The sequence below is a fragment of the Marinithermofilum abyssi genome, from assembly GCF_014641195.1.
In the GTDB taxonomy this organism is placed as follows: Bacteria; Bacillota; Bacilli; order Thermoactinomycetales; family DSM-45169; genus Marinithermofilum; species Marinithermofilum abyssi.
This window is the reverse complement of sequence record NZ_BMHQ01000004.1, coordinates 287,283-299,770: the sequence shown is the minus strand read 5'-3', so window position 1 is coordinate 299,770 and position 12,488 is coordinate 287,283. Positions and strand designations below refer to the sequence as shown.

At 51.5% G+C, this 12,488-nt stretch carries 15 protein-coding genes and 1 tRNA gene; 4 read left to right on the top strand and 12 right to left on the bottom strand.

What is annotated here, in order from left to right:
* Positions 1–158: 158 nt before the first annotated feature.
* The 3 genes from IEW70_RS07680 to IEW70_RS07670 form a co-directional block, all read right to left on the bottom strand.
* Positions 159–758 carry a hypothetical protein gene (locus IEW70_RS07680; RefSeq protein ID WP_188647327.1) on the bottom strand — a complete coding sequence of 200 codons (600 nt, stop codon included), beginning with the start codon at positions 756–758 and terminating at the stop codon, positions 159–161.
* Between the two features lie 208 nt (positions 759–966).
* Positions 967–1,137: a hypothetical protein gene (locus tag IEW70_RS07675; RefSeq protein ID WP_188647326.1), complete on the bottom strand. Its 171-nt coding sequence runs from the start codon at positions 1,135–1,137 to the stop codon at positions 967–969.
* A gap of 32 nt (positions 1,138–1,169) precedes the next feature.
* The gene (locus IEW70_RS07670) at positions 1,170–1,961 is read right to left on the bottom strand and encodes a ParM/StbA family protein (protein ID WP_188647325.1); all 792 of its coding nucleotides are present in this window, start codon (positions 1,959–1,961) and stop codon (positions 1,170–1,172) included.
* A gap of 232 nt (positions 1,962–2,193) precedes the next feature.
* Between IEW70_RS07670 and IEW70_RS07665 the strand changes: the two genes are divergently transcribed.
* Positions 2,194–2,445: a PGPGW domain-containing protein gene (locus tag IEW70_RS07665; protein WP_188647324.1), complete on the top strand. Its 252-nt coding sequence runs from the start codon at positions 2,194–2,196 to the stop codon at positions 2,443–2,445.
* A 35-nt stretch (positions 2,446–2,480) separates the two neighbouring features.
* On the opposite strand, the gene IEW70_RS07660 is transcribed toward IEW70_RS07665, so the two are convergent.
* The 3 genes from IEW70_RS07660 to IEW70_RS07650 all read right to left on the bottom strand — a co-directional run bounded on the left by IEW70_RS07660 (position 2,481) and on the right by IEW70_RS07650 (position 3,852).
* On the bottom strand, positions 2,481–3,110 hold the full coding sequence (locus IEW70_RS07660; RefSeq protein WP_188647323.1) for an O-methyltransferase: 630 nt from the start codon (positions 3,108–3,110) through the stop codon (positions 2,481–2,483).
* Positions 3,111–3,130: 20 nt separating this feature from the next.
* Positions 3,131–3,589, bottom strand: a complete 459-nt coding sequence (locus tag IEW70_RS07655) for a DinB family protein (RefSeq protein WP_188647322.1) — start codon at positions 3,587–3,589, stop codon at positions 3,131–3,133.
* A 189-nt stretch (positions 3,590–3,778) separates the two neighbouring features.
* Positions 3,779–3,852, bottom strand: a tRNA-Gly gene (locus tag IEW70_RS07650).
* 196 nt (positions 3,853–4,048) lie between these two features.
* Here IEW70_RS07650 and selB point away from each other — a divergent pair.
* A complete protein-coding gene (gene selB / locus IEW70_RS07645) occupies positions 4,049–5,941 on the top strand; it encodes a selenocysteine-specific translation elongation factor (protein WP_188647321.1) in 1,893 nt (630 codons plus the stop codon).
* A gap of 118 nt (positions 5,942–6,059) precedes the next feature.
* Here the strand turns inward: selB and IEW70_RS07640 are convergent, their stop codons facing one another.
* Positions 6,060–6,614: an ECF transporter S component gene (locus IEW70_RS07640; RefSeq protein WP_188647320.1), complete on the bottom strand. Its 555-nt coding sequence runs from the start codon at positions 6,612–6,614 to the stop codon at positions 6,060–6,062.
* 163 nt (positions 6,615–6,777) lie between these two features.
* Here IEW70_RS07640 and IEW70_RS07635 point away from each other — a divergent pair, with 163 nt between their 5' ends.
* The gene (locus IEW70_RS07635) at positions 6,778–7,359 is read left to right on the top strand and encodes a YqaA family protein (protein ID WP_308423142.1); all 582 of its coding nucleotides are present in this window, start codon (positions 6,778–6,780) and stop codon (positions 7,357–7,359) included.
* A gap of 146 nt (positions 7,360–7,505) precedes the next feature.
* Here the strand turns inward: IEW70_RS07635 and IEW70_RS18480 are convergent, their stop codons facing one another.
* Positions 7,506–7,634 (bottom strand): transposase, encoded by a 129-nt coding sequence (locus IEW70_RS18480; protein ID WP_373285936.1) that lies wholly within the window; start codon positions 7,632–7,634, stop codon positions 7,506–7,508.
* A gap of 74 nt (positions 7,635–7,708) precedes the next feature.
* A complete protein-coding gene (locus IEW70_RS07630) occupies positions 7,709–9,328 on the bottom strand; it encodes a peptide ABC transporter substrate-binding protein (protein WP_188647319.1) in 1,620 nt (539 codons plus the stop codon).
* 139 nt (positions 9,329–9,467) lie between these two features.
* Between IEW70_RS07630 and IEW70_RS07625 the strand changes: the two genes are divergently transcribed.
* Positions 9,468–10,403: a C40 family peptidase gene (locus IEW70_RS07625; protein WP_188647318.1), complete on the top strand. Its 936-nt coding sequence runs from the start codon at positions 9,468–9,470 to the stop codon at positions 10,401–10,403.
* On the opposite strand, the gene dacB is transcribed toward IEW70_RS07625, so the two are convergent.
* The 3 genes from dacB to IEW70_RS07610 are packed head-to-tail and all read right to left on the bottom strand — an operon-like array spanning position 10,393 to position 12,387.
* On the bottom strand, positions 10,393–11,712 hold the full coding sequence (gene dacB, locus IEW70_RS07620) for a D-alanyl-D-alanine carboxypeptidase/D-alanyl-D-alanine endopeptidase (protein WP_188647317.1): 1,320 nt from the start codon (positions 11,710–11,712) through the stop codon (positions 10,393–10,395). The genes IEW70_RS07625 and dacB overlap by 11 nt on opposite strands.
* Positions 11,709–12,098 (bottom strand): hypothetical protein, encoded by a 390-nt coding sequence (locus tag IEW70_RS07615; protein WP_188647316.1) that lies wholly within the window; start codon positions 12,096–12,098, stop codon positions 11,709–11,711. Before IEW70_RS07615 ends, dacB begins: the two co-directional genes overlap by 4 nt.
* Positions 12,099–12,120: 22 nt before the next feature.
* On the bottom strand, positions 12,121–12,387 hold the full coding sequence (locus tag IEW70_RS07610; protein ID WP_188647315.1) for a DivIVA domain-containing protein: 267 nt from the start codon (positions 12,385–12,387) through the stop codon (positions 12,121–12,123).
* Positions 12,388–12,488: the final 101 nt, after the last annotated feature.

The window sequence follows — 12,488 nt, the reverse complement described above, 5'->3', positions numbered from 1 at the left end:
TCCTCTCCAAGAGGAGCAGGGGACCTGAAAACGGGCCGCGATCTCCCTTATACACGTTTATTTTTCTCTGTTTCTGGAACAAACAAAGCCCTGTCGCCTTTCGGCGCAGGGCTTTGTCATTAACCTCCCCCCGAAGGGGGTGTTTTGTGAGAACTCTTCTATAACTGTTCCATCCCCAGGTTGTTCACTTTTTTTGTCAGCTGATCCAACCGGGTGTTTAAATCCTCCATCTCTTTTGTCGACTCGTTCAGCTTGGCTGCATCCATCTCCTCCACACCTTGCAACCCTTTTTTGGAGACTTTCAGATACCCTTCAAATATATCGACCAGCTCCGCATGGATCTTCTGCAGCTCGGGATCATCCGAGGTGATCTCAATCGCTTCCAGGTCCGCCACTGTTTGTTCCATGCCATCGATACTGTCTTTCAGAAGGGCCTTGCCCCCGGTCAGGTCGCCCTCTCCCACTTTCATCATGCCGTCAGCGTACATATATAGAAAGTCGGACATATTGAGAGAAATTTCGGACACAATTTGGCCATATTCATCCCGGGAAGAAACCTCGGTATTTCCGCTGTCATCCTCTTCCGGTGCAGGCTGAGACTCGTTCCTCTGGGACCCATCATCGGGATTCACAGGCTCCGTAACTCGTTCCTCTTTCTGCGGCTCCTGCTTCTCCACTGTGATCAACGAACATCCCGCAGCCCCAAAGGCCAGCAACACCGCCAACAGCATCGAGATGACCTTCCCTTTGAGATTCATCTTGTTCGCTCCTTTTCCTCATTGTTGTAGTCAATCTCTTCGGTGCATTGAAGGAGCTTTTCCACTGCTACATCCAATATTTTGAAATGTATGGTATATGATCTTTATGGCTCTGTAACAGGAAAAATGCACTTTTTACTGTATGACGCGGAGAAGGGGTTGGTGCAGACCACACAAAAAAGACAGGCCAGCTTTTACGCCTGTCTTCTTATCCGAAGGGTAACCCGCTGTTACGAATCGATTCCTCATGATTATCCAGGGACTGGGATGGTTGCTGTGCACTCTGCCAAGCCAAAAGGAGCTGCTTAACGAACCCGCTGAAATCCCGGGTCGTTCGCTCCACCAATTCGCACAACTCCCGCTCCGTCGGATCTGCCATGTCAAAGGAGACACCCTTCAATTTCTTATAGCTCATCGGCGGATCATAGCCTTTCCAACCTCATAATAGCCCCGCACATTGGCCATTTGGGGGTCCTCAAGGGAAAAAGCATGGACAAAATGTTCCTGAATCAACGGCTCCAGCTTCCGTGCCATGCCGCCGACCAGCATAACCACATCCCTACTGCTCCAGGTCTTTGAGACCGTGCCGGAAATGACGTCGGCCATCTCCTTCAAGTTGGACTCTTTGACGGTTTCCCAGCCAATCGGCATGGTTCCGGACTCCCGGTCGATGAACACCTTATCCCGGAAGGTCGCGTAGTTCGTGGTTTTGGCACCCACATCGATGATACGGACCAAACCCATGCGGGGAGCGGAAAAAAAGGCTCCTCCCCCTTCGATCGTGGTATACACCCGTTCCACGTAAAAGCTGCGCTCCCGGTCGTTTAAAACCACCCGATGCGGCCCTTCCAACAACCGTTTGATCGCCTTTTGCTCCACATCGGTAAAATTGCCGATGGGAATCCCGGTAATCAGAGTGACATCCCCTTGTGCGCCCGCCATGTGCAAAGCCGTCATGGTAAGAATCAATGTTTCCTCTACAGCCTTGGAGTCCTGCATCGCCTGCCGGGTGAAATCCCCCTCCCGCTCTGCCAGTTTTCCGACAAACCAGCGGCGGCCCTGGTATTCCAATTCGATATCTCCATTTAATTCTTGCCGATAATTACGTTTGCGCCACATGCTGACCTTGCTCGGAAACAAGAAGCTTTTTCCTTCCGTGATTACTTTGACATAACTTCGCCCGCAATCCACCGCCACAATCATGATGCATCCCTCCGACCCGTGCCATCGACGGGAAAAATGCCTGATCCCATAAAATAAGAATCCCTCTACCATACATATTCAGGGATTCCGTTTGAATTCCGGGATTTCACGGTGGAAAGGAGGCTGAACCTGCACAGTCGCATGTTCAGGATGTTTGTAGTACAATAGGGCAAGAGCGCTGGATTGCTAACAAACTCGGCAGCATCAGCTGCCAAAAAATCAAGGAGGCACTATGGGAAATCAACGCCTCAAACGCATTACAGGACAAGTCATCGGTTGGGTGTTCATCTTTCTCGGGATTCTGGGATTATTCCTGCCAGTGTTGCAAGGCTTCCTGTTTTTGATCCTGGGATTGCTGATTTTGTCCAAAACCACTCCGTGGGCAAAAAAGCTCTTGGACAAACTGGAAACCCGATTCCCTAAGGTGGGGAAAGCCATGGAAAAATTGCGAAAACATCCGCGCCTGAAGCGGTTTATCCCTTGATAATGCGAAAGCCCCCGGATACTCCGGGGGCTTATTCATTTGACACGCGCCACGAGCAATCCGTCCCCTATCGTCAGCAAGGTCGCATCTACACGATCGTCTCTGGCTAACCTCTCGTTTACCCGACGGATCGTTTGCGTGACAGCATCCTGTTCATCTTCATCCAGGACACGCTCTTTCCACAGCATGTTATCCAGCGCGATGATGGCGCCGGGAGTGCTCATGCGAATCGCTTTTTCCACATAGAGCGGGTAGTTCTCCTTGTCCGCATCGATAAAAAAGAAATCAAACTGCGCCCGTTTTGCTTCCAGCATTTCCAAGGATTCAGCAGCATCCCCTATTTGATACCGAATACGGTCTGCCAAGCCCGCCCGCTTGACATTCTCTTCCGCAAAGGCTGCGTGGTCCGGGTTAATCTCCAAGGAAAGAATCCGCCCGTCAGCGGGAAGAGCCCTCCCCATCCATATGGCACTGGTACCGCCGAGGCCGCCTATTTCCAGTACATTGTGCGCCCCGGATATTTTGACCAACATATAGAGAGCTTTTCCCACTTCGGGAGGGACGGAGATTTGCGGCATATTCCGTTCAGCCAAGCCAGGATGGATGGAAGCCAAAACTTCATCTTCTCGGGCAAACAATCGACGGATATATTCTTCCAGTCTCATACTTCTCCCCCTATGTTGTATCAGAATCGAAAGGCAGGCGGCTGTATTCCATTGAGCCGAAGATAAACGATCAACTGACCGCGGTGGTGAACTTCATGGGTAATGGCTCCCTGCAGCAAGATTCGCTTGGGCAGTGGCACATCCGGTTTCAGCGGTGTGGTCACCTTGGCATCCAAATCTTCGATGGACGAAATCAACTCCGCATGGCGATCTGTCCAATACGTCACCGCTTCCAGTGTTGAGGCCATATCGGGATATCGTTCCAGTGTAATCTCCGGTCGGAATTCCCATTCCCCTTCTTGCATTCCCCTCAAGAACCACTGTTCTCCAGCCAGGATGTGCAACACTTGCTCCCGGAAACTCATCACATCATCCGTCGGACGAAAATCCCATTTCTCAGCGGGCATCGCCTCTGCTACCTCTTTGGTCAACTGGCGAGAGCGCTTCCAAGAAGCAAGCAACTCTTCCTTCACGGACATGGCTTCCTCCTCCTCACCTATGCAGGTTTCGTCTTCATCGCCCATTATACCGTGAAAATTCAGCAAACAACCAGCCAAAAAAGAAGACCTCTAGTCATCATCCGAACAACGGGAGTATAGTCCCGGTAAGGAATCCGTCCAAAATCAGAAAAGAAAAAGGCCGTCGCACCCGATGGCAACGGCTTGGTGTGGAGCGGATGACGGGAATCGAACCCGCGTTACTAGCTTGGGAAGCTAGTGTTCTACCATTGAACTACATCCGCGCGAGACAATTGTTATTATATCATGTACAATAAATCATTGTAAAGACCTTTTTCTTGGCAAGTGGCATGATATACGGGCGCTCAACAGTAGTGCTCAGGGACAAAATGGCTCCTTTACCCGTTACAAAAGAAGCGCTGACAAATCAACCGTTTTTTTATTATATCATGGATCAGCACTGTGAAAGGAGTATGCGGCATGAATCATTTTGTCATCGGTACCGCCGGACACATCGATCATGGAAAAACCCAGTTGACCCGATCACTCACCGGAATCCATACCGATCGACTTAAAGAAGAAAGAGAACGAAACATCTCCATCGAACCGGGATTTGCCCCCCTGACACTTCCGTCCGGAAGACAAGCCTCCATCGTGGATGTACCGGGCCACGAACGGTTTATCCGGCAGATGGTGGCCGGCGTTGCCGGCATCGACTTTGTCCTGCTGGTGGTCGCTGCTGACGACGGAGTCATGCCGCAGACGGAAGAACACCTTCACATCCTTCATCTGCTCGGGATCCAAGATGGGCTGATCGTCTTGACCAAAGTGGATCGGGCCGACCCCGACCTGATCGATTTAGTGGAAGAAGATATCCGGGGAACGGTGAAACATACATTTCTGCGGAACGCTCCCCTTGTTCGGGTATCTTCCCTTACAGGAGAAGGGATCGAATCCCTAAAACAAAAGATCGATGAGCGACTGATGCACATCCGCCCCCGGCAATCCGGGGGGTTTTTCCGCATGCCGATTGACCGCGCCTTTACGATTAAAGGGGCCGGCACGGTTGTAACGGGAACGGTTCAATCCGGTTCGGCCGAAGTAGGCAGTTTGTTGGAACTTCTCCCGAGCCAGCAACAGGTAAAAGTACGGCAAGCCGAGGTTCACGGACAGTCGGTCCACCGTGTAACCGCAGGGCAGCGAGCCGCACTCAATATAAAAATCGGCGAAAAAGAAACCCTGCGAAGAGGGCAAGTTCTCGCTGCACCTGCCGCGTGGAAACCCTCTGTACTGCTGGATGTTCGGGCCACTTTCCTGCCGGATGCCGGTTTTTTGTTAAAGCACCGTTCCTTGATCAAGCTCCTGATCGGCACCGCAGAAGTGCAGGGGGAAATTTTATTGTATGACCGCAAGGAGTGGGCTCCCGGCGAAGAGGTATATGCCACCCTCCGGTTGCAAGAACCGGTCATCGCCGCCCGAGGCGACCGGTTCATCCTGCGGCGACCCACGCCTGCAGACACCGTCGGCGGAGGAGAAGTTGTCCTGCCTGCAGCTTCCAAGCGAAAAATCCGACCGGAATCAGCGAGGCAGATAGCCCGCCTCTGGGAAGCCGATCTCCCCACACGGATACAGGATGCGTTGGCAGAACCTCCTCTTTGGCACAATAAAGAGAATCTCGCCCGCTCATTAGGAGAAGATCCGAAAAACATCGATCAAGCCTTAGAGCAACTCATTCTATCCGGGGATGCCGTTCAGCTGGAAAACGGATATTCTTCCCGTGCCGCCCTGGACCAAAAAGCGGAGGAGATCATCAAATGGCTAGCTGATATCCATCAACGTTACCCCATGCGTCCCGGTATCCCTCGCCAAGAATGGTCCGCCCGGTTTCTTTCAGGTACATCCGCCAAAGAAGCTCAAAACCTGCTGCAGTACTGGACTCGGGAAAGCGGCTTGCAGGTGGAAGGAGAATACATTCGTCTGGCTTCCTTTGAACCTTCATTGCCGCAGGATCTCCAAACTCCAGCAGACGTTGTGCTGCAAAGACTGCTGGATGATGGGTTTACCCCTCGAGAATGGGAAGAAGCCGCTTCCTCTGCAGGGCTGGACTCGGAAACAGCCGAAGAGCTGCGTCAGTTCCTTATCCGCCGTCAACTCCTTTATCCCATCACCGATGCGATCGCGATGCACCATCAACCCTTCGGTCAAGCGGTGGAGCTCATCACCGAACAAATCCGAAAGTTGGGCGGTATAACCATGCAGCAAGCAAAGGAAGTGCTGCCGCTGAGCCGCAAGTATCTGGTTCCCTTACTCGAGCGAATGGATCAGGAAGGGATCACGCGAAGAAAAGGGAATCAACGGGTATTGGCTTATTGAGACTCCATACGCCTGAAGGTGTGGGATTCTTCGGTTTAAAACCGTGGGCATTCAGTCGGTGCTTTGTGTAAACAAAGGCTTCCAATGAGGAAGCCTTTGTTGTTCGATTCTTGTTCTTTTAGAATCCGGCGATAGGTGCGATAAAAGCCGTCAATATGACTGCGACGGCACCAATGCCGGCACCCCACCAGCCGAGAGCACTCCCTCGGCGGGCACTGATCACACCTAAAATGATACCGGCAGAACCCAGCAGGAAAGGTACCAAGAAAAAGGCAAGCACAGAAAGAATAATGCTGACAGTACCCAATCCGTGGCCCGCGTTCTCTCGGCGGCCATCCTCCGCTTTTTCCTCGCGTCGGTCCTGATCGACACCTGTACCGGCCACCACCGGTCGAGCCAATTCCTGGGCAGCTTCGATATCGTCTGCTCCATCGACTGGTTCTCCTACATCTTTTTCCGACACACGATCTCGCCGCTTACGATCCCGCCGCTTACGATCGCGTCTGTCCAGTTCACCGGCGAACTCTACATCGTCTCCAGCCACATCTGTACCTTTAAACTCCACTTCGTCCTCCAGCGACTTCGACTCATCAGCAAATTCCACATCGTCAGCTGCGGATCTGGCCTGGTAAGAACGCTCTTCACCCAGCAGTTCTTTGTTTTCCCCTTTCATTATCTTCCCTCCTTTACAGTGAACCTGTTATTAGTATGCGCTGAGTCGAGGAGGGTATTTTGGCAGTTTTTGAAGGGGATGCCTTTCAAAAAAACGTACCTTGTACCGTATATGAACCCGTGATAATGTTAAGTTGCCATGACATAGGAGGGCAGAAAATCGCATGCTGTCACAATGGTTAGACGCTATGGTGCAATTTTTTATGTCCTATGGTCCCTGGGGGTTAGTGATCGTCTCCTTTACTGAATCCTCCTTTTTCCCGATCCCGCCAGACGTACTTCTAATCCCGCTAAGTATCGCTCAACCGGAGTTGGCCTTGTGGTATGCTTTCCTGACCACCGCTTCTTCTGTTGCCGGTGCTTTGTTGGGATGGTGGATCGGACGCAAATGGGGCCGACCCGTGATGCTTCGTTTTTTTTCTGAATCGACTGTACAAAAAGTGGAAGGATACTTTGAACAGTACGGCGGTTTTTCTCTCGCCATTGCCGGTTTCACCCCGATCCCATACAAAGTGTTCACCATCGCATCCGGCATATGCAAAGTAAACATACGGGAAGTGGTTCTGTGGTCTATCCTGGGGCGTGGTGCCCGCTTTTTTCTCGAAGGGCTGCTGATCCTCTGGCTGGGTAAAGCGGCTCAATCCTTCATCCAAGAATACTTTAGTGCCATCACCGTGTCGGTGGTAGCGGTGATTTTGTTGCTGGCATTGCTTTATACCTGGGTGAAACAGTCCCGAGCCAATTGACACTCCCACGCCTGAAGACGTGGGATTCTTGGTTCTTCCTGCCGGCTCTTGCCGTACAGTCCCCGAGCTGACGACCCCGAAATGCCGCGGGCCAGCCGGTGGTTCTTCACCATATTCCGCACTTGCAAATCTTCCAGGCATACCGTTTAGTTTTCACGGATGAGCCGAGTCGAAAGCTTGTGCAGGAAATCCTGCCGACCGTTGCGGATCTTCTCATAGAGCTGGGCCACTTTTAATCGGCTTTGTTCCGGTTTTGGCTGCCCTTTCGTCTTCATCCCAACCCGAAAAGGCTGGGTTTTCCCGTTCGCTATTTATAAAGAAGCTCACCGCGATGGGTGAGCTTCTGTCCTTAGTTCTCCAATGTGACATATTTGTAGTCGTTGGGTCCCACGGTGTGACGAAGGACATGTTTCACTTCCGGTTTTTGCATATACACGTCGTTGTAGTAATACAAGGGGATGATCGGCATCTCTTTCATTAAGATTTTCTCAGCTTCGTGCAACAGTTGAATCCGTTTGCTTTCATCGGTTTCTGCTCCGGCTTTTTTCAACAGCTCATCATATTTTTTGTTGCTCCATCCGGTTCGGTTCGTCGGATGATCTGTTTGGAAACTTTCCAGGTAGTTATATGGGTCATTGTAATCCGGCAGGAAAGTGGAACGGGACAAGGTGTAATTCTGGCTTTTTTGGTTGTCAAAAAAGACTTTGGTTTCCATCGCGCGAAGCTTGATATTTACTCCCAGATGCTTGCGGTACATTTCTTGGATCGCTTCCGCCACTTTTTTATTTTTATCGCTGTCTTTATTGAGCAACAGCTCCACGGTGGGAAGCTCTTTCCATCCTTCTTCCTTCATTCCTTCCCTCAGTAGTTTCTTTGCTTGATCAAACTGGGCGTCTTCAAAGAAGGAAGGTCCGTCCGCCCGAAAATCTCCCGATTCCGAAGTGGTCCCCGGTGCAACAAAAGCCGTGGCGATCTTCTCCTGCCCTCTCACTACCCGATCCACCAACAGCTGCCGGTCCACTGCCAAAGCGAAGGCCCGGCGGATTTTTTCATTGGTAAAGGGCTTTTTATTCACATTGAATCGGTAAAACTCCAATCCGGAATCCGAGGTGACCTTTGCTTCCCCTTTTTTAATCAAGGAATCCTTCAAATCCACCGGGGGATACCCGTTGATGTGGAGTTTCCCGCTTTGGTACATCTGATAGGCCGTTGCTTCATCCGCATACATGTTCCATTCAATTCCGTTCAGTTTGACCGCATCGGCATCGCGATAATATTTGTTTTTTTCTGTAACGATTTTGCTGTCGTGCTTCCAGGATTTTAAGACAAAGGGTCCGTTGCCGACATATTCTTTTCCGTTTCCGTAAAGATCTTGGTTCTGTTCCAATCCTTTTTTGTAAACCGGAGCATATACCGTATAGCAGGTCAATTCTTCAAAAAAAGGCGTCGGTTTTTCCAGTTCCACCACCAAGGTGTGATCATCTTTGGCCTTTACTCCGACTTCGTCCGCCGAAGCTTTGCCCGCATTGTATTTTTCCCCGTTCTTAATAAAATACATGAGGTATGAAGCACTGGATGCAGTTTTGGGATTCAATACCCGCTTCCAAGCATATTCGAAGTCGTGTGCCGTCACCAATTCGCCGTTGGACCACTTGGCATCTTTGCGCAAAGTAAATGTATATGTACGCAGATCGTCGGATTTATCCACCTTTTCGGCGACAGCGGGTTCAGGCTGATGATCTTTGTTGAGACGCATCAATCCTTCAAACAGACTGTTCACCACGTCCATCGAATCTTGATCAAACGCCTGAGCCGGATCCAGAGACGTAGGCTCTCCATTCGCCAGATTTAGCTCCAGTATTTGCGGTGCAGCTTGTTCCCGTTCTGCTGACGGTCCGCCGCAGCCCGCTGTCACGGTAGCCAGCACAAACAGGAGAGCAAACAGCAACACCCCGGTTTTTTTCTTCATCGGTAAACCTCCCTCGATTCATGAATGTCAAACTTTTTCGATAAAAACGACAAAAACTCCTGCTTGGCGATGGAAGAGGAAAGCAGTATCCTCTTCGCGAAACCATTGAAAGAACCGAAAGGGATCGGGAGGATGAAAAATGGAAGAGGTTCTCTACTGTAATGTAAGTGCGGCCAATGTCTGGACAAACCCGGATAAGGTCAGGGATATCGATCTGCCCTCCCTCACAGCCCCCGTGCGTCTGAAGGAATGGTTGCACGCATTGGATGTCGAGCTCCGCAGGGATCTTGTCGGTCGGCTGGAATCCCAATTGTTGTTTGGAGAACCGGTACTGGTTTTGGAAAAACAGGGGGATTGGTGCAAAGTTTGCGCCCCTTTGCAGTTTGACCCCAAAGACGAACGGGGATATCCCGGTTGGGTCCCCCTTCGTCAGCTGGCCAGTCATGAGGATTTCCATCACCGCGGGGAGCAGGACCTGTTTGCCTGGGTGACATCCGATACTGCCCTGTTGACGCTGGAAGATGAAACCCAGATGGAGTTAAGTTTCATGACCCGCCTTCCTTGGATCGGCGAGTCGGACGGCCAAGTGCTGGTTCTCACCCCGAATGGGGAAACCGGCCGCATTCCCTGCAGTGATGTCTGGACAGGAGCCCGCCTTCCGGTCCGGGATGCGGGGTATCGGATCCATACAGCCAAGCGTTTTCTCGGGCTTCCTTATCTGTGGGCAGGAATGTCCTCCTTCGGCTTTGATTGTTCCGGTTTCGTTCATCGCATCTTTGCGGCGGGCGGGATCACCATTCCCCGCGATGCGAACATTCAGGCAAAATACGGTGAAGCGGTAAAGCGGGATCAACTGCAGCCCGGGGATCTGGTCTTTTTCGCCCACGAAGAAGGAGCGGGAGCGATTCACCATGTGGGCATGTATATAAAGGAAGGCCGGTTTATCCACTCTCCCAACTCAGGCAATCCCGTTCGCATCAATGCATTGACCGATGATCCTTACGGGAGGGAGTTTTGCGGCGGAGCTCGCTATACCGGAAAAGAAAGCTTCCTTTGTTCATCCGTCAATTCGTAAGCTTGCACAGCAGCTGCAGGAATTGATCCTGCAGCTGTTCCCCGTTGTTTTCCTCCAACAGTCCATTGATCATCAAGGAAAAGACGACTTCTGCCCGATCCCCGCGGAGTAAATAGCCGGATAATGTTTTAACTCCGGTCAAAGTCCCTGTTTTCGCGGCCACGCTGAATCCATGCGGCGGCTGCCATTCCCGCCGTTTCAATGTCCCGCTGACACCATACCTGGGTAAGCTCCTAATAAACACTTCCCGTTCCGGGTGGTGGAGCATCCGCCGCAGCAATGCCACAAACGGCCTTGGGGAACTGAGGTTATACATGGATAGACCGGAACCGTCCACCATCCGTCCCGGAGGACTAATCCCCCACTGATGAAGGGTTTCCCGGACGGTATCCAATCCTGCTTGCTCCACTCCCTTGTCTGTCTTTTGTCTGCCCAAGGTACGCAGCAGCACTTCAGCGGCAAAATTGTCGCTTTCCCCGTTCACCCATTCCAAACATACGCTTAACGGAGGAGAATCATGTTGAATCGACAACCCGGCTTGTTCAGGAAATCTCCCTTCCCGAACATTCGGTTGCTCAGGTAAAAGAATCCCTTGGCTGAGAAGAGCGTGGATGAGCCCTTCCATAAAGAATAGCGGACCAGAGTGAACCGCTCCGGTGATTACAGGGTCTGTACGTGATAACTCCCCCTCGATGAAAAATCGGTTTTCCTCGATTTTCCTGGTCACCTTGACGTCATTTTCCCGTTTATTCGTCCAGACGAGGGAGTGCTTCACCTGTACAGCAGCCCAAAGCGGATCGATGTGTAAACTGGGCTTCGCTTGCTTGGGATCAGCGGTAAAAGTAATCCGGTTGTGTTCCATATTGAGCCCGTGAACCGGTGCGCTGTAACCCTCTCCCTGGTCATCCCAAGACCAGCCGGTTCCCCAGGGAGCTGCATCAAAAAAGAAATCCTCCCAATACAACGGGCCTGTAAGAGAATGTACTCCCTTGCTTTTCAGCTTTTTCGCTACTGCCTGTGCCGCAGCACCGTCAAATAACGGATCCCCTCCTCCCCTGACCCACAGCTTTCCTTCATCCACGGCAATATGCGTTACCCAGCGATGGTCGGAACCCAAGCGCTCCAGCGCGACAGCCGAAGTCCACAATTTCTGATTGGATGCCGGAAGAAACCATTGCTCTCCTTGCCAGGAGTATTCTTCCTGCTGGTCGCAGAAAAAAAGGGCGCAACCTACTCTTGCGCCTTTTTCACCCAAACGGAGACACCCCTCGGACATCAGGCGGTCCAACTCACGCCTCCACGCCTTCATCTAGTAACCTCCGTATCCCGTTGGAATTCCGATTGTTCCAGATCATCGTAGATCACTTGGATCAGTTTTTGATTCCAGCCCAAATCCACCATCCGCCCCCGAAGGGCAGCATGAACGTCCACTGCCATTCGCACGGGGGACAAAGCATAAACCGTCACCACGACATCGTGTTTCAAACCAACCGGATTCTGGTATTCCAGCATCACCTCACCCCGTTCCGCATCATGATGAATCAAGCGAAACGCAGGATGGCGCCCTGGAAGTTCAGCGATATACCTGCTCATTTCCCGGGATTGGCCCCGAAAATATCGGGTTCGCAACCCCGGCTCGGGCACATGGTCTCCCGTCTCTGTCACACCAGTAAAAAAACGCCTCCACCAAGACATGTACCTCTCTCCTCACTCTATGCTAACGACGTACCATTTTTTCCAGCCGCTCCAGCCGCCGAACGATATCCCGGATCATTTGATCCTGGTCGCCCACTGCAGGAACCGGTCCGGTCCGTTGTCTTTTTTGCTTGCGCAGCTCTTCCTTCAACTGCTGGTTTTCTTGAATCACTTCTTCATAATTTTTAATTACCAGATCCAAAAAATGATTTACTTCGTCTATGTCATAGCCTCGAAGAGAAGTTTTAAAGTCCTTATTGTAAATATCTCGGGGGGTCAAGCGTTGCATTTCGACTAACTCCTCCTTCTCGATTTGCAGCAAAGTTCGATCGCAAGTCTGGTTTCGTCTTTATGATAACGCAAATCGGCCCGGGAGACCATGGAAGAAGG